The sequence below is a fragment of the Pseudomonas silensiensis genome (genome assembly GCF_050434865.1).
In the GTDB taxonomy this organism is placed as follows: domain Bacteria; phylum Pseudomonadota; class Gammaproteobacteria; order Pseudomonadales; family Pseudomonadaceae; genus Aquipseudomonas; species Aquipseudomonas fluorescens_W.
Window position 1 is genome coordinate 41,842 of record NZ_JBNDJH010000032.1, and the last position, 16,244, is coordinate 58,085.

The 16,244-nt window shown below is 58.1% G+C and carries 13 protein-coding genes; 3 read left to right on the forward strand and 10 right to left on the reverse strand.

Annotated features, from left to right (window positions below):
- Positions 1-53 precede the first annotated feature (53 nt).
- Positions 54-1,181 carry a cytochrome c oxidase subunit II gene (gene coxB, locus QF010_RS30780; protein ID WP_033059824.1) on the reverse strand — a complete coding sequence of 376 codons (1,128 nt, stop codon included), beginning with the start codon at positions 1,179-1,181 and terminating at the stop codon, positions 54-56.
- Positions 1,182-1,552: 371 nt separating this feature from the next.
- Here coxB and QF010_RS30785 point away from each other — a divergent pair, with 371 nt between their 5' ends.
- On the forward strand, positions 1,553-2,203 hold the full coding sequence (locus tag QF010_RS30785) for a hypothetical protein (protein ID WP_033059826.1): 651 nt from the start codon (positions 1,553-1,555) through the stop codon (positions 2,201-2,203).
- Between the two features lie 45 nt (positions 2,204-2,248).
- Here the strand turns inward: QF010_RS30785 and QF010_RS30790 are convergent, their stop codons facing one another.
- Entirely contained in the window at positions 2,249-3,778 is a 1,530-nt protein-coding gene (locus tag QF010_RS30790; protein ID WP_429534578.1) for a SulP family inorganic anion transporter, read from the reverse strand.
- A 90-nt stretch (positions 3,779-3,868) separates the two neighbouring features.
- On the reverse strand, positions 3,869-4,600 hold the full coding sequence (locus QF010_RS30795; RefSeq protein WP_429534579.1) for a carbonic anhydrase: 732 nt from the start codon (positions 4,598-4,600) through the stop codon (positions 3,869-3,871).
- Between the two features lie 413 nt (positions 4,601-5,013).
- Here QF010_RS30795 and QF010_RS30800 point away from each other — a divergent pair, with 413 nt between their 5' ends.
- Positions 5,014-5,643 (forward strand): hypothetical protein, encoded by a 630-nt coding sequence (locus QF010_RS30800; RefSeq protein ID WP_429534580.1) that lies wholly within the window; start codon positions 5,014-5,016, stop codon positions 5,641-5,643.
- Between the two features lie 120 nt (positions 5,644-5,763).
- On the opposite strand, the gene QF010_RS30805 is transcribed toward QF010_RS30800, so the two are convergent.
- The 4 genes from QF010_RS30805 to QF010_RS30820 all read right to left on the reverse strand — a co-directional run bounded on the left by QF010_RS30805 (position 5,764) and on the right by QF010_RS30820 (position 10,737).
- Entirely contained in the window at positions 5,764-6,822 is a 1,059-nt protein-coding gene (locus tag QF010_RS30805; RefSeq protein ID WP_033059833.1) for a PA0069 family radical SAM protein, read from the reverse strand.
- Positions 6,823-6,892: 70 nt separating this feature from the next.
- Complete coding sequence (locus QF010_RS30810) at positions 6,893-8,197, reverse strand: c-type cytochrome (RefSeq protein ID WP_429511443.1); 1,305 nt, start codon at positions 8,195-8,197, stop codon at positions 6,893-6,895.
- Positions 8,198-8,209: 12 nt separating this feature from the next.
- The gene (locus tag QF010_RS30815; RefSeq protein ID WP_033059837.1) at positions 8,210-9,994 is read right to left on the reverse strand and encodes a GMC family oxidoreductase; all 1,785 of its coding nucleotides are present in this window, start codon (positions 9,992-9,994) and stop codon (positions 8,210-8,212) included.
- Positions 9,995-9,996: 2 nt separating this feature from the next.
- On the reverse strand, positions 9,997-10,737 hold the full coding sequence (locus QF010_RS30820) for a gluconate 2-dehydrogenase subunit 3 family protein (protein ID WP_429534581.1): 741 nt from the start codon (positions 10,735-10,737) through the stop codon (positions 9,997-9,999).
- Positions 10,738-11,035: 298 nt separating this feature from the next.
- Here QF010_RS30820 and QF010_RS30825 point away from each other — a divergent pair, with 298 nt between their 5' ends.
- Entirely contained in the window at positions 11,036-11,680 is a 645-nt protein-coding gene (locus QF010_RS30825) for a phosphatase domain-containing protein (protein WP_429511441.1), read from the forward strand.
- Positions 11,681-11,689: 9 nt separating this feature from the next.
- Here QF010_RS30825 and QF010_RS30830 read toward each other — a convergent pair whose 3' ends face one another.
- From QF010_RS30830 to prlC, 3 genes are all read right to left on the reverse strand, one after another.
- A complete protein-coding gene (locus QF010_RS30830) occupies positions 11,690-13,732 on the reverse strand; it encodes a M3 family metallopeptidase (RefSeq protein ID WP_429534582.1) in 2,043 nt (680 codons plus the stop codon).
- A 114-nt stretch (positions 13,733-13,846) separates the two neighbouring features.
- Entirely contained in the window at positions 13,847-14,134 is a 288-nt protein-coding gene (locus QF010_RS30835; protein WP_033059844.1) for a YheV family putative zinc ribbon protein, read from the reverse strand.
- A complete protein-coding gene (gene prlC, locus QF010_RS30840) occupies positions 14,131-16,209 on the reverse strand; it encodes an oligopeptidase A (protein WP_429511439.1) in 2,079 nt (692 codons plus the stop codon). The genes QF010_RS30835 and prlC overlap by 4 nt, the downstream gene beginning before the upstream one ends.
- Positions 16,210-16,244: the final 35 nt, after the last annotated feature.

The window sequence follows — 16,244 nt, forward strand, 5'->3', positions numbered from 1 at the left end:
GCAGGCCGGGGCGCGATGCCCCGACTGGTTCCTTACGTGCGCAATAGACCGGGTCATTTGCTTTCCGCCTGTTTCAGCTCCAGCACTTCTTTAGGGGTGACCATGTCGCCTTTGTTGTTGCCCCAGGCGTTACGTTCGTAGGTCACGACCGCTGCGATATCGACTTCCGAGAGCTGCTTGCCGAACGCCGCCATGGCGGTGCCGGGCTTGCCGTGGAAGACAATGCTCAGGTGACCTTCTTTCGGTCCGGTAGCGATTTTCGAGCCCTTGAGCGCCGGGAACATCGGCGGCAGGCCCTGACCTTCGGCCTGGTGACAGGCGACGCAGGTGGTGTGATAGATCTTGTCGCCGCGCTCTTTGAGCTCGTCGAGGGTCCATTCCTTGCTGGTCAGCTCTTTGAGCTGCAGGGCTTCAGCCTTGCGCTCGGCCAGCCATTTTTCGTAATCGGCCTTTTCCTTGACCTCGACCACGATCGGCATGAAGCCGTGGTCCTTGCCGCACAATTCGGCGCATTGACCGCGATAGAGGCCGGGCTTGTCGACACGGGTCCAGGCTTCGTTGACGAACCCCGGAATCGCATCGCGCTTGACCGCAAAGGCCGGCACCCACCAGGAGTGGATGACGTCGGCGGAAGTCACCAGGAAGCGCACTTTGGCGCCGATCGGCAGCACCAAAGGCTTATCGACTTCAAGCAAGTAGTGCTCGCCCTTGGCTTCCTTGTTATGGATCTGATCGGCGGGCGTGGTCAGGTTGCTGAAGAACTCAACGTCCTGGCCCAGGTATTTGTAGTGCCACTTCCACTGATAGCCGGTGACCTGGATATCGATATCCGGCTCACTGGCGTCGTACATCTTGATCAGGGTTGCAGTCGCGGGAACCGCCATGGCCACCAGGATCAGGAAGGGCACGATGGTCCAGAGGATTTCAACGGTGGTGCTTTCATGAAATTTTGCGGCCACCTGCCCGGTCGAGCGGCGGTGGAGAATCATCGACCAGAACATGGCGCCGAAGACGATGATGCCGATCACTACACAGATCCAGAAAATGGTCATGTGCAGGTCAAATACTGCGTGACTGATTTCAGTCGCTCCAGGCGCCATATTCACAGTCCAGGCCGCTTGTGCCTGACTGAAAATCGACCACAACAGGAGGCCCATCCAGACATGTGGATGTCGCATCATTGCGGGTTCCCCTTATCGTTCTTGTTATCCCGCCGGCTTTCACCTGCGGCAAGGGAGCGGCTTTTTCAGACTACGAACTTGAATCGCCGAGCCTTGCTGCGTGTGCAGTCGGGCGTCATCAGCTAACTCCATTCCCACCCGAGTATAGACAGCGACTGCCACCTCGCAACGTGATGGCGTAAATCATCTGAAACAGCTGGGACTTGCGTTCTATGTCACGAATGGAGAAGGATGCAGACGAGTGGTGGCAAATCGATATAACTTTGATGTCTCAAGGATGAAATAATTATGACAAATGAGTCTTAGCATTTTTCGTATGCCAGCTAAGTTATGTCTTCCCTATTTCATTGCCTTTGTTTCCTGGAGTTTTCATGAACACCGCCGCATTGCGCGAGCAGATCCAAAAAGCCCAACAACATGAAGCCGAAACCGGCCTGCTGACTCGTCAGCTGGAAACCCAACTGCCACACCTTCACTCCGCCATCCAATTGCCGGATGTCGACGCCAACGGCGTGATGACGCGTTTTGTGGCCGCGTATATAGAGCAAGTGCCGGACCTGCTGGATGCAGCCAATGAAGTCGCCAGGGAAGCGGGTATCGAATCACAGATCAAACCGGTGCTGAAAATCGCCGAGCAGTTTTTCCTTCAGCCGCCGGCCATCATGGCCGGTCATGTCGGTCTGGACAGCCTGCTGGACGAAGCCTATCTGGCGCACCGCCTGGTCGAAGAGGTCAATGACCTGTACATCAAGCATTTTGGCCAGCCGCTGATCCCACTGGACACGACTGTTGCCAACCTGATTGCTCACCAGCTGATAGGTGAGGAGTTCGCCAACCAACTGGATGAGGCGGTGCATCACGCCGTGGACGAGATGCTCAACGAAGACAGTTTCGCGCTGGAATCGGTGGAAGCCTACCGTGAGAAACTCAACAGCCCGGACACTGGCGCTGCGTGGAAGCGCTGGCCGTGCCTGTCGCGCCAACTGGGCGTAGGCCTGGAGCTGGATCAGCCAGCCGCTTGATTCGTTGCCCATAAAAAAATCGCAGCCTATTGGCTGCGATTTTTTTTAAGCGGCTGCGGAGCCGACGCCCGCCGTGGTCCGCAATCGCCCTTCCAGCCTGCGCTTCAACCCCCGCGCTTCAATCAACAGTGTTGATCCCTTGGCCGCATTGGCCCGACCCCATTCCTCCAGCAATTCCAGACACGAGTGATCGATGTAGCTCAAGTTATTGAGCGGCACATGCACCGTCGTACCTGCCGGAATGGTCCCCAGCACTTGGGTCAGCGCCGGCACTTTGAGGAAGGTCGCTGCACCTATCAATCGCAGTTCCATTTCGCCGTCCTTGGGCAGATCGATCAGGCTGATTTTCAACCGCGAAGCCTTCCAGGCCAGTTTGGCCAGGGTCAGGCCGAAGCCGATCAGCACGCCGGTCAGCAGGTCGGTGAAGATGATCGCCAGAGCTGTTGCCGCGTAGGTGAACATCGGCATCCGCCCATAACGGCCCAGACCGCGAAAGGCCTTGAGATCGACCAGTTTGAAACCGGTGTAAACCAGAACGCCCGCCAGGCTCGCCACCGGGATGCTTTGCAGCACGCTGGACAGCAGCAACACGAAAGCCAGCAGCCACAGGCCATGGAAGATCGTCGACATTCGCGTGGTGGCGCCGGCCTGGACGTTGGCCGAACTGCGCACGATCACGCCGGTCATTGGCAGTGCGCCGAGCAGACCACAGAGCATGTTGCCGACGCCTTGAGCCGACAATTCCCGGTCGAAGTCCGAGCGCTGGCCGCTGTGCATGCGGTCCACCGCAGCGGCCGAGAGCAGGGTTTCGGCGCTGGCGATAAACGCCACGGCAAATGCGGCGATTAGCAGTGTCGGATCAGCCAGGTTGAGTAAATCTGCAGGTTTCAGCCAGTCGATGGCTTCCGCCAGGTTGGCTGGGACTTCCACTCGTTTGACCTGCAAGGCGAGCATCAGGCTGGCGACGGTCGCCAGGCCCACACCCAGCAGTGCGCCGGGAATGAAGCGCAGGGAATGGGGGCGGAATTTCTCCCACAACCACATCACCGCAATCGTCGACAGCCCGAGCAAACCGGCTTGCCAGCCCAAGGAGGGCAAGGCCTGGCCGACCGCCGCCGGGAAGGCTGCCAGATTATCCAGCCCCGAGGGCTTGGGCACGGAGTCGAGCATCACATGCACCTGTGACAGCACGATCAACACGCCAATCCCGGCGAGCATGCCATACACCACCGCAGGCGCCGTGACCCGAAACCAACAGCCCAGTTTCAAACGCCCGGCCACCAGTTGCAGAAAACCGGCCAGCAGCAGGATTGGCCCGAGCATGTCGATGCCGTGCTGGCGCACCAGTTCGAACACCAGAACAGCCAAACCGGCCGCCGGGCCGCTGACTTGCAGTGGCGAACCGGCAATCCAGCCCACCACCAGGCCACCGATGATCCCGGTGATCAAGCCTTTGGACGGCGGTAGCCCCGAGGCGATGGCGATGCCCATGCACAAGGGCAGGGCGACGAGAAACACAACCACGGACGCCAGCAGCTCCCGTGGCAGAACAGCTTTGAGTTGAGCAGCACGCATGGTGACTCTCCCGAAGTTTTCTTCAGGCGTGGCGAAGCCAGGCTGCCTGATCGGCAGCCTTGGCTAAACCACACTGGGATTTAGGAGGATTTAGAAGCGCGCTTTGGGCGTCGCCACCGGAATCGGATGGCTGCCATCGAGCGGCAGGAAACAACCCTTGTCCGCGTCGTAAGCTCTGATTTCGCTGGTTTCGATGTTGTAGATCCAACCATGGATAAACAGCTGACCATTGGCCATACGCGAGGCCACCGACGGGTGCGTGCGCAAATGTTGCAGCTGAGCGATCACATTCTCCTCGGTGAGGACGTGCATGCTTTCGTTTTCGTCAGCGCAATGGCAGTTTTCCTGGACCATGGTTTTTGCCACTTCGGCATGACGCAGCCAGGCTTTGACCGTCGGCATTTTTTCCAGGCTTTGCGGGTTGAGCACTGCGCGCATCGCGCCACAGTCGGAGTGCCCGCAGATGATGATGTGCTGCACGCCGAGGGCCAGTACTGCGTATTCGATTGCCGTGGAAACACCGCCGTTCATTTGCCCATAAGGCGGCACAACGTTGCCGACGTTACGGGTCACGAACAGGTCGCCGGGGGCGCTTTGGGTGATCAACTCAGGAACGATGCGCGAATCGGCGCAGGCGATGAACATCGCTCTGGGGCTCTGGGCCGTGGCGAGTTTTTTGAAGAGTTCTTCCTGCTGAGGAAAAACTTCGTGATGAAAATGCAAAAAGCCGTCAACGATATGCTGCAGCGCTGCATCGGCGGTTTCCGCCTGCGGTTGGGCTGAAGCCGACGCAGCCAACGGCTGTTTATCCTTGTCACTCATGATTCATCCTCTTTGGCGCATTAGGGGAGTATGTCGGAGTTTACCGTGCCTATGGGCTGATATTTGATCCGAAAACTCTTGTGGCGATGAACTGTCACTCCCATGCGATGGGAGCGCCTTCACCATAGTCGCGAATTCTTAACTGAAACTGAATCAAAGGCTCTGGAACGATGGTTCCAGAGATCCGAGCGGCTTACCGTCGGTCGTTTCGCCTGCATCATCATTGATGGCCCCATGACTGCGGGATTGAAGAACTAAAGTGGTTTTATTTAATGCTGATTGCTGTTCTTAGTTGTTGTTTTGACATCAGGTGAAACTTTTAAAGTCTGTTGTTTTTTGCAAGATGCATTAGTCTGAAACTCGAGTGCTGAGACACTTGAATAACTAACTAGCCAACTAAAAGGATTTAACTAATGAGCCATTTCGTACAAGCCATGAATAGTCTGCGGGCTTATCACAAAGCCAGGCTGACTGGTCGGGCAGCCATTGCACCACATATGGGTGTCATTCAGACGAGTAACGATACAGATATTAACACTGCAACTATTGTCTCGCGTGGTATTACCATGTCGACTGTCAATGGTGCCAGTGATGTAAGCCCTGAAGCCGCTCTTGAAATTGAAGCATTGAAGGCCATGTCGCAGAAGTTGGCCGAAGAGCAGAACAAAAATATGGAGGTCAGTATCATTAATGATGCCCAGGCCTTGAGCAATGAGGGCGTCACGCCTGGAGCGACTGAGGCGTTCAAACAAAAAATGAACCTGAAACGCGAGCGTGAAAAACATCTTTCTGCACAAAACATCGACAAGATCTTTGACTCAGCCATTGAAATTGGCGAGCGTCATCCTGCAGCGCAAGAGGCGATTGTTACATTCACTGAACTGGTAACCGGTCTGTTCCGTGAAATGTCGAGAGTTTTCAATGAATTCCTCGCCAAGGTGCTGTCCAAAGTTATTACTTGGGTCAAGACCGCCTTTCAGGATATCAAGAATACTTTTGGCAACATCGGCGACTGGATCCAGGGCTGGTTTGTTCGGGCGTGATAATGCTTGATAGTCGATGGAGTGATATATCGTTACAGGGTTAACATGCGGAGCCGGTGACATATCATCGGGTCGTTGGCTGATCGACAGATCGGCCAACGACCCTGTTTAAGACCGCGCTTATATCAATGACATCTGGCGACCCGGCGGACAGAAGGCGTCGCAGTCCAGATCGAATCCCTCCCGACGATTGAGCCCCAGACGTTTGATGGTTTTGGCAAATCGTTGTGCCAGCAGATCGGCAAACGGCCCTTCGCCGCGCATCCTGGCACCGAAGCGACTGTCGTAGAGCTCGCCGCCACGGCTCTGACGAATCAGGCTCAACACATGTGCGGCACGCTGAGGATAGTGGGCCGCCAGCCATTCTTCGAACAGCGGCGCAACTTCCAGAGGCAGGCGCAACATCATATAGGCCGCACTCTGAGCACCGGCGGTATGTGCCTCGGCCAGCAGGCTTTCGAGTTCGCTGTCGTTGATCATCGGAATCATCGGCGAACACAACACGCCCACCGGAATTCCCGCTTCACGCATCACGCGGATCGCCCGCAACCGAGCCTTGGGGGCCGCGGCGCGCGGTTCGAGGATGCGTTTGAGTTCATCGTCCAGGGTGGTGAGGCTGATCATCACCGCCACCAGCCTTTGCTCGGCGAGTTCGGCCAGCAGGTCAAGATCCCGCAGAATCAGCGAGCCCTTGGTAATGATGGTCACCGGGTGACGATAACGCAGCAGCACTTCGAGGGTTTTGCGGGTGATTTTGTGTTCGCGTTCGATCGGCTGATAAGGGTCCGTATTGGAGCCCAGATTGATCGGCGCACATTGATAGCCGCGCTTGGACAGCTGTTCTTCCAGCACATCGGCGGCGTTGGTCTTGGCGATCAGCTTGGTTTCGAAATCCAGCCCTGGCGACATGTCCCAATACGCATGGCTGGGCCGCGCGTAGCAATAGATGCAGCCGTGCTCGCAGCCGCGATAGGGATTGATCGAACGATCGAAGGGTAAATCCGGCGAGTTGTTGCGAGTGATGATGGTTTTCGCCGTTTCGATGCGCACCTCGGTGCCTTGGGTGATCGGCGCTTCCTGATACCAGCCGTCATCCTCGGCCACCGAGCGATTCGGCGCGAAGCGGTTGTGCGGGTTGGTGGCGGTGCCGCGGCCGCGCGGGGGAAGAGGGGTGGACATGAAAACGCCTCTGTACTGTTTTTATATACAGTATAGAGGCGTTATTCATCTGGCTAGTGCCGCTGGGCAGTCAGTTCTTCTGGGTGACTTGCCCTAGGTCATCGCTCGACGTGGTCTTCATATCATCCGTGCGCAGGTTCGCCACCTCGCTCGCCTTGACCGGCGAGCCGCCGTTGCCCCAGCTGCTGCGGATGAAACTCACCACATCCGCCACTTCCTGATCCGACAAACGCCAGGCGAACCCCGGCATGGTAAAGGTCGAAGGCGCCGTATGAGTCGCCGGCAGCGTACCGCCCTTGAGCACGATGTGAATCAGCGACGTCGGATCCTCCGACTGCAACACCGGGTTGCCTGCCAGCGCCGGGAACACTTTGGTGTAGCCATGGCCATCGGTACGGTGGCAGGCCGCGCAGTTGTCGATGTACACCGAAGCGCCGGGCTTGCTGTCGTCCCCGTTCCACAGCGCTTGTGCGACCTGTTTGTCGTACTGGTGCGGCTGATCCTTGGGATCATTCGCTGGTAAGGACTTGAGGTAGCGGGCAATTGCGGTCAGATCGTTGTCGGTCATGTACTGCATGCTGTGTGTCACCACATCACTCATGCCGCCAAACACCGCGCTGCGATCGCTGCGACCGGTCTTGAGAAACTGCACCAATTGTTCTTCGCTCCAGCTGCCGAGGCCGTCTTTGTAATCGCCGCGCAGACTTTTCGCGATCCAGCCTTCCAGTGGCGCACTGCCTGACAGAAATGTACTGCCCTCACCTGAGTTCAGGGCTTTTTCCTGCATGGTCAGGGCTCGTGGCGTATGGCATGCGCCGCAATGTCCGAGGCCTTCCACCAGATAAGCCCCACGACTGACCACGGCATCTTCGCCGGGTGCCGCTTTGTAGTCCGCCACGGCCGGGGCAAACATCCAGCGCCAGCCCGCAAGGGGCCAGCGCATGCTCAAAGGCCAGGGGATGTGGCTGTCCTTGTTCTCCTGAGCGACAGGCACCACGCCGTGCATGAAGTAGGCGTACAAGGCTTTCATGTCGGTTTCGTTGACGCTAGCGTAGGACGGATAGGGCATCGCCGGGTACAACGTACTACCGTTTTTGACGACGCCATGGCGCACGGCTTTGTCGAAATCCTCAAAGCTGTAGTCACCCAAGCCGGTTTTATCCGGCGTGATATTGGTGGAGAAGATCGTCCCGATCGGCGTTTCCATCGGCAGACCACCGGCGAAGGGCTTGCCGTCCTTGGCTGTGTGGCAGGCTACGCAGTCGCCGGCACGAGCCAGGTACTCGCCTTGTTTGATCAGGTTTTGATCAATTCCTGCGGCGTTGATCGAGCCACAGCCGAGCAGCGCCAGGGTCGCGATAACAAGTGCTTTCATGGTCATCGCTCCTTAAGCCTGAACCAGCGGGCCGGGGTTTTTCAGGTACTGCTCGCGGATCGCCCGGGCCGACCAGTAGGTCAACGCTGCCACCAGGCCGGTAGGGTTGTAGCCCAGACCTTGTGGGAAAGCTGACGCTCCGGGGACGAAAACGTTGTGTACGTCCCAGCTCTGCAAGTAACGGTTCACGGCGCTGGTTTTCGGATGGGTGCCCATGATCGCGCCACCGTTGAGGTGGGTGGTCTGGTAAGACGCGGTGTTGAAGTGATCGCCAACCTTCTTGCCCAATACGGCAATGGCCTTGGGGCTCATCGCTTCGGCGATCTTGCCCATTTTCTCGACCATGAACCGGTTCATCTTGATGTCGTTTTCCTGCCAGTCGAACGTCATCCGCAACAGCGGCAAGCCGTAGGCATCGCGGTACACCGGGTCCAGATCGAGGTAGTTGCCGCGGTAGGATTGATGCGCGCCGTGGGCATCCATCGACACTTGATGGGTGTAGTAATCGGCGGTGGCACGTTTCCAGGCACTGCCCCAGGCCGGGGTGCCCGGCGGGTTGGATGTGCCTGCAATCGGTCGGCTGCCGGCCTGGTTGACCCACATCGGCGAACCACCGACGAAACCATGGGGCCCGTGATCGAAGTTGTCGGCGTTGAAGTCGTCCACCGCCACGCCGTTACCGCCGGCACCAATAAAGTTATTGGTGTGGGTGTCTTTGTCGAAGTAGGCCTTGATGGTGGCCATGTTCTGGTAGGCGAAGTTCTTGCCGACCACGCCTTCGCCGCTGATCGGGTCATACGGCTTGCCGATACCCGACAGCAACATCAGCCGCACATTGTGGAACTGGAAGGCACCAAGTATCACCAGGTCTGCGGGCTGCTCGATCTCCCGGCCCTGGCCATCGATGTAGGTCACGCCTGTCGCCTTGCTCTTGGTGCTGTCGAGATTGACCCGCAGTACGTGGGAGTTGGGCCGCAGCTCGAAATTGGGCAGCGGTTTGAGCGCCGGCAAAATGTTTACGTTCGGCGATGCCTTGGAATACATGTAGCAGACATAGCCGCTGCAAAAACCGCAGAAGTTGCACGGGCCCATCTGCGCGCCGTAAGGGTTGGTGTAGGGGCCTGACGTATTGGCGGAGGGCAGGTTGTAGGGTTTGTAACCCACTGCGGTGGCCGCTTTCTGAAACAGCTGTGCGGAAACAGTGTTCTTCTGTGATTCCAGCGGGAAATGATTCGAACGGTCCGGCGCGTAAGGGTTGCCGCCCTTGCCTTCGCCGACCAATTGACCCTTCACCGTCCAGGCCTGACCTGACGTGCCGAAGACCTTCTCGGCGTAATCGAAAAACGGTTCCAGCTCTTCATAGCTGACGCCGAAGTCCTGGATGGTCATGTCCTTGGGGATGAAGCTTTTGCCGTAGCGTTCTTCGTAGTGGCTGCGCATGCGCAACTCGATCGGGTCGACCCGAAAGTGCACGCCGGACCAGTGCAAACCGGCGCCGCCGACACCATTGCCGGGCAGGAAGGCGCCCAGTTGGCGATTCGGCAGCGCGATGTCATTCACGCTATGGCGAATGGTTACGGTCTCTTTGGAAATGTCCTGGAAGAGTTTTTTCCGCACGCTGTAGGTGAGTTCGTCAATCACCTGTGGATAGTTGCCGTCGGGGTAAGTGTCCTGCATCGGCCCGCGCTCCAGCGCCAGCACATTCAGGCCAGCTTCTGTCAGCTCCTTGGCCATGATCGCGCCCGTCCAGCCAAAACCGACGATCACTGCGTCGACCTTCTTCATTACCGTTGCCATGCTTACGCCCTCTCGCCGCGAATCGAAACTGCCGGGAAGGGGTATTGCTCGTTGCGTTCCACCCAATCCATGAAATCGGCGCGGGCGCCGGGGAAACCGATCATGGTCCAGCCGACCATGCCTTTATTGCCACCGTGAATCGGGTCGCAGAAGAACCCTTCTTTGGTGTTTTGCAGCAGCAGGTTGAAGAAAATCTTCGCTGGAACACTGTCGAACTGGGGTTTTCCGGCCTCGAGTTGCTTGAGCAAATCGTCTCGGGTAGCGCTGTCTTGCTCGGCAAATACTTTACCGTTGAACGTTTTCGACCAAGCATCCGTCGCGGCAATGCCCAGGCGATAAATCTCTTTGGGCACCAGTTTGCTCTGCCAGCCCATTTCCGGAGCAGCGTCTGCGTTGAACGGTCCCTGCATGAACCACAGCGCACCGGCCGCGTAAGGCGTGTTCATCTGGCGGTCGATGTATTCGGGCACACCGGCTTCCAGGGCACCTGGCCCTTGGGCATCGTTTGGAATCAGCTGCGCGACAGCCGCCTTGATGAACGTCCATTCTTCGGCGGTGAAGTAGCTGGGTTCGTAGGTGCTGGTGCTGACCGGCGCTTTGCCGGAACTGGCCGGGGCTGCTTCGGGCGCGGCCATCAGGACCGTGCCGCCCAGACCGGTGCTGGCAACGGTGACCACCGGGATCAAGGTCAGGGATTTGCGCAAAAACTCACGCCGCGGGTTGTCTCGATCTTGATCGGACATAGGGGGGCACCTCATCAGGCATTAGCGGTTTTTCAGCCGTCTCGCAGGACGACTTTTCGTTTTGACACCGATGCAGAACGCCAGCAAACGGGGAGCAATAGGGCGCATCGGTAATATGGGGTAACAAATGGTAGCAGGCTAAGCATCAAGATGAACCGATTCAGCTAAAAAACCTCGGTTTTGCGACGAAAGCGCTCGGCTGATTCACGATTCTTTGACAGACGGCTCACAGGCCTTTGACCGCTCGGGGGGGAAGCTGGGCGTCATCTTCCCGATTCTCCTGAACGGTCACCCAAGCATGTCTCTATCGCGTTGTATCCCAGCGATCTGCCTGTCGCTGGCCGCACTGTTAAACCTGACGCCGGCCCTTGCCGACGACAGCGCGTTGCCCCGCCCTGCGGAGTGGGCTCAATCGGTCGAGGTGCAGTACAACCTCTTCAAAATGTCCCCGACGCTCTATCGCAGTGCATTGCCTGACAGAGGCGCCGTGCCGTTACTGGAAAAACTCAAGGTCGGGACCGTTATCACTTTCCTGCCCGAGTCGGACTCCAACTGGTTGTCGACACCAGGGATCGCACAGGTACAACTGCCCTATCGCACCAACCATGTGGATGATGCGGATGTACTCAAGGCTCTTCGCACAATCCAGACTGCCGAAGCCAAGGGACCGGTGCTGATGCACTGCAAACATGGTTCGGATCGCACGGGCCTGATGGCGGCCATGTACCGGGTCGTGGTGCAGGGCTGGAGCAAGGAAGACGCCCTGAACGAAATGACCCAGGGCGGATTTGGTGACAGCACTCATTTCAAGGACGGCGTCCGTTACATGATGCAGGCCGATGTCGACAAGCTCCGCACCGCGTTGGCCAACGGCGATTGCAGCACGAGTCCGTTCGCCAGTTGTTCGATGAAGAGTTGGTTCAAATCGGCCCACGTCGAGTAAACCATTGCGTCAGCGGGCAACGGCCTCTGACGAAAGCGCGAAAAGGTCTTCGGCGATTGGCCGTTGAAGAAACGCTTCCAGGGCGGTCAGCAAGGAGCGCGAATCGCCCGGAGAAAAAAACGCCTCGCGAAAGGCTCGCCCTGTTTGCGCATTGAAAACCCAATCCTGACGGAATCGCTTGAAGGCTTCGATGGCCAGTACGCCTGACCACGTGTAGGCGTAAACGGACGCTGCGTAACCGGTCACCATGTAGTCAAAGCTGTTTGCGAATCGGCAATAAGACGGCAGTTGCACAGGGGGAAACTCCCGCTGAACGTCTTCGAATACTTGCTGGATGCTACGGCCATCGCCTTGGCAGCGATGCAGATCGAAGTCGAACAAGGCGCCCATCAGCAAGAATGCGGTTTGTCGACTGGTCCGGGTTTCGAGGGCTGCCAGTACTGTGTCTACCCGCGCCTCGGTCAAGCGGTCACCGCTTTGGTGGTGGGCACCCAGCCATAATAGAAACTCCCGTGACAGGCACCACTGCTCGAATACCTGCCCTGCGAACTCCACAGTATCGCGCCCCAGCTGGGAAATGCCGGAAAGGTTGTGATGCGCCGAACTCGTCCGCACGTGTTGCAGACAATGACCGAATTCATGAAAAAGCACCCGTAGATCCTCATGCTCAAGCAGGCACGGATGGCCGTCGGCTCCAGGCGTGAAGTTGCAGTGAAGATCGGCAATCGGTAGCGCTACCCGGCCTTCGGTGTTTATTCGTCGGTTTCGCAGCGTGCCGGTCCAGGCGTAATCCGGAGCTTCTTTGCGGTGGAACGGGTCAAGATAAATATGCCCGATGGTCTGACCATGCTCGCTGATCTCAAACAGGCGCACGTCGTTATGCCAGCGACTGAATTCAGCCTGCTCGAGGATCCGGATCCCGAACAGGCGTTCACAGAACAGGCAGAGTCGTCGCAAGGTGCCGTCCAGAGGAAAATAGTCGCGCAGATTCTTCAGGGCTTCAGGGAAACGATGGTGGTGCAGTTGTTCAGCGAGAAATTCGTGGTCCCAAGCGTGTACTTCAGAGATACCCCGTACGAGCGCAAACGCTTGTACCTCCTTTGAATCCCTTGCAAGGGGCGGTGTGTTCAATGTCACTTGCCGACGCAGGAAACTAAGGACTTGACCGGTGGACTCCGCCGCTGCGGAGGCCAGACGCAGTTGCGCGAAATTATCGAACCCTAGCAATTCGGCTTTCTGGTGACGCAGCGAAAGCAGCAACGTCAGTACAGGATCATTATCGAACTCGTCGGCATTTGGGCCTTGATCGGACGCGCGCGTGGAGTACGCCACGAAATATTCTTCTCGCAATGCCCGATTTTCGGCGTACCTCATGATTTGCTGGTAGGTGTTTTCATCCAGGGGAATCAGCCAGCCTTCATGTCCTGCTTCTTTGGCCAGGTGTCTCAGACGATCTTTTACGGTGGGGTATAAACCTTCCAGTACCGCAATGTCATCGACGTGCTTGGTCCATGCAGCGTTGGCGCTATTCAGATGGATGAGAAACTGCTCTTCGAGCCGATCGATGTCGAGGTTCAACCGGGCCAGCTTTTCCCGTTGCATCAGGGGCAAGTCGATCCCGCTCAATTGAAACTTGCGCAGAATCTTGGCCAGCGCGGCCTTGCGCGGTTCATCGAAGTTGAGGGCGATCGAACTGTTCGCCAACCGCTGGTATGCATCAAACAACAGCCGATTGCTCATTTTTTCGGATAGGTACTGCGCCCCGGCGTCGCTGCACGCAGCAGCTGCCGTGCTCCAGGCGGTATCGTTGTGTTTCGCCATCGACAGGATCCGGATGATGCCCAAAGCTTCGCCCAGGCGCGCATCGATTTCATCGATGGCCAGAACCAGGTCATCCCAATTGGGAAATACGGATTGGCTGATGATGGTTTCGACAATGATCTGCCGGTTGTCGGTAATGATGGCTGTGATTGCCGGCACGAGGTGCTCGGTGCGGACCTCCGACCAGGGCGGCAGGTCCCAGGCTTGCAAAAGAGGATTGGTGTCGGGCATGGCGTCTTCCTTGAGCAGAGGCTGAATGTGATCAGCCTATAAAGGAAGCGCAGGGGAAAGGTGGTAGATAGTTACCACCTTCCAATCCGTTCAGGAGTGGAAGGTGGTGGTGACTCAGTGCTGCTCGTCAGGCTTTTTCTTCAGCTTGGGGTTCGGGAAAAACTGCACGGCCTGAACCTTGGCGTCCGGCACTTTCAGCGCCGAGGTGTTGACTCGCGTACCCAATTCCTTGGGCACGGAAAGGCCTTGTTCATTCAGCGTGTCGGAATATCCGCAGGCCACGCACTCACGGTGCGGGACGTCGTCTTCGTTCCACATCATCAATTTGTCCGGCTCGCTGCAGGCCGGGCAGACTGCCCCGGCGATAAAGCGCTTTTTGGTGATCACAGGACCCTCGCTCATGCTGCCGCGACCTCACTCAGGCCGCTGTGGCGCAAGAGTGCGTCAATCGACGGCGGGCGTCCGCGGAAGTCGACGAACAGCACCATCGGTTCCTGGGAACCACCACGCGCCAGGATCGCTTCGCGGAAGGCGCGGCCGGTCTCGGCGTTGAGTACGCCTTCTTCTTCGAATTTCGAGAAGGCATCCGCCGACAGCACTTCAGCCCATTTGTAGCTGTAGTAGCCCGCCGCATAACCGCCGGCGAAGATGTGCGCAAAGCTGTTCGGGAAACGGTTGTAGGCAGGTGGACGCATAACCGACACCTCGTCGCGCACACCTTCAAGTACCTGCGCCACGCTGCGGCCGTCACCGTGGGTGGCGTGCAGGTCGAAGTCGAACAGCGAGAACTCCAGCTGACGGACCATCATCAGGCCGGACTGGAAGTTCTTCGCCGCGAGCATTTTCTCCAGCAGGTCCTGAGGCAACGGTTCGCCGGTTTCGTAGTGACCGGAGATCAGCGCCAGACCTTCCGGCTCCCAGCACCAGTTCTCCATGAACTGGCTTGGCAGCTCGACCGCATCCCAGGCCACACCGTTGATGCCGGATACGCCGGCGTGTTCAACGCGGGTCAACAGGTGATGCAGGCCGTGACCGAATTCGTGGAACAAGGTGGTCACTTCATCGTGGGTCAGCAGGGCTGGCTTGCCGCTGTCGGCCGGGGTGAAGTTGCACACCAGGTTGGCCACCGGGCTTTGCAATACGCCGCTGATCGTGCGGCGACGGTCGCGGGCGCCGTCCATCCAGGCACCGCCACGCTTGTTGGCGCGAGCGTAGAGGTCGAAGAAGAAGCGGCCGACGTGCTGGCCGTTTTCCTTGATTTCGAACAGGCGAACATCCGGGTGCCAGGTGTCGAAGCCTTTCTGCTCGGCGATCTCGATGCCGTACAGACGCTGAACGATAGCGAACAGACCGCCCAGCACTTTGTCGATCGGGAAGTAAGCGCGAAGGGCTTCCTGGGCGACGCTGTAGCGCTGCTCGCGAAGCTTTTCACCGTAGAAACCGCTGTCCCAGCTTTGCAGGTCCGGGCAGCCTTGTTCGGCGGCATAAGCCTTGAGCTGTTCCAGGTCCTGGGCGGCGAACGGTTTGCTGCGTTTGGCCAGATCGCGCAGGAAACTCAGCACCTGATCGCTGGATTCGGCCATTTTGGTGGCCAGGCTCAGCTCCGAGAAGCTGGCGAAACCGAGCAGCTTGGCCAGTTCCTGACGCAGGTCGAGGATTTCTTCCATGACCGGGCCGTTATCGTTCTGACCGGCATTCGGGCCTTGGTCCGACGCACGGGTGCAGTAGGCGGCGTAGACTTCTTCGCGCAGGGCGCGGTCCTGGGCGTAGGTCATCACCGCGTAGTAGCTCGGGAATTCCAGGGTGATCAGGAAGCCTTCCAGGCCTTTGGCCTGGGCAGCCGCAGCCATTTGCGCCTTGGCCGACTCGGTCAGGCCGGCGAGGGTAGCTTCATCAGTGACGTGTTTGGTCCAGGCCTGAGTGGCGTCGAGCAACTGGTTGGAGAAGCGGCTGCCCAGCTCCGACAATTTGCTCTGCACTTCGGCGTAACGTTTTTGTTCGGCTTCCGGCAGGTCGATACCCGACAGACGGAAGTCACGCAGGGAGTGTTCCAGGATAGTTTTCTGCGCCACCTCGAAACCGGCAGCTTCGGGGCTGTTAGCCAGCGCTTCGAACGCCTCGAACAACTCGCGGTTCTGGCCCAATTCGGTGGAGTAGGCGCTCAAGGCCGGCAGGCAGGACTCGTAGGCTTCGCGCAATTCGGCGCTGTTGCACACGGCATTCAGGTGGCTGACCGGGCTCCAGGCGGCGCCCAGACGATCGTTCAGCTCGTCCATCGCCAGTACCAGGCCGGCCCAGGTCGGTTGTTTGCCCTGGGTTTTGAGGATCTCGATAATGGCGGCGCGGTTGTCAGCCAGGATTTGTTCAATAGCCGGTTGCACGTGTTCGGCACGGATCGCCGAGAACGGCGGCAGGTCGTAGGACTGCAAAAGAGGGTTGTTCACGCTCACGGTTGGCACCTTGGCTGGAAGAAACATTGCGCCATCTTAATTACAATCGACGCTCACCGCAG

Coding starts and splice junctions, on each gene's coding strand:
- coxB (WP_033059824.1), bottom strand. CDS start 1,181: ATGATGCGACATCCACATGTCTGGATGGGCCTCCTGTTGTGGTCGATT.
- QF010_RS30785 (WP_033059826.1), top strand. CDS start 1,553: ATGAACACCGCCGCATTGCGCGAGCAGATCCAAAAAGCCCAACAACAT.
- QF010_RS30790 (WP_429534578.1), bottom strand. CDS start 3,778: ATGCGTGCTGCTCAACTCAAAGCTGTTCTGCCACGGGAGCTGCTGGCG.
- QF010_RS30795 (WP_429534579.1), bottom strand. CDS start 4,600: ATGAGTGACAAGGATAAACAGCCGTTGGCTGCGTCGGCTTCAGCCCAA.
- QF010_RS30800 (WP_429534580.1), top strand. CDS start 5,014: ATGAGCCATTTCGTACAAGCCATGAATAGTCTGCGGGCTTATCACAAA.
- QF010_RS30805 (WP_033059833.1), bottom strand. CDS start 6,822: ATGTCCACCCCTCTTCCCCCGCGCGGCCGCGGCACCGCCACCAACCCG.
- QF010_RS30810 (WP_429511443.1), bottom strand. CDS start 8,197: ATGAAAGCACTTGTTATCGCGACCCTGGCGCTGCTCGGCTGTGGCTCG.
- QF010_RS30815 (WP_033059837.1), bottom strand. CDS start 9,994: ATGGCAACGGTAATGAAGAAGGTCGACGCAGTGATCGTCGGTTTTGGC.
- QF010_RS30820 (WP_429534581.1), bottom strand. CDS start 10,737: ATGTCCGATCAAGATCGAGACAACCCGCGGCGTGAGTTTTTGCGCAAA.
- QF010_RS30825 (WP_429511441.1), top strand. CDS start 11,036: ATGTCTCTATCGCGTTGTATCCCAGCGATCTGCCTGTCGCTGGCCGCA.
- QF010_RS30830 (WP_429534582.1), bottom strand. CDS start 13,732: ATGCCCGACACCAATCCTCTTTTGCAAGCCTGGGACCTGCCGCCCTGG.
- QF010_RS30835 (WP_033059844.1), bottom strand. CDS start 14,134: ATGAGCGAGGGTCCTGTGATCACCAAAAAGCGCTTTATCGCCGGGGCA.
- prlC (WP_429511439.1), bottom strand. CDS start 16,209: ATGTTTCTTCCAGCCAAGGTGCCAACCGTGAGCGTGAACAACCCTCTT.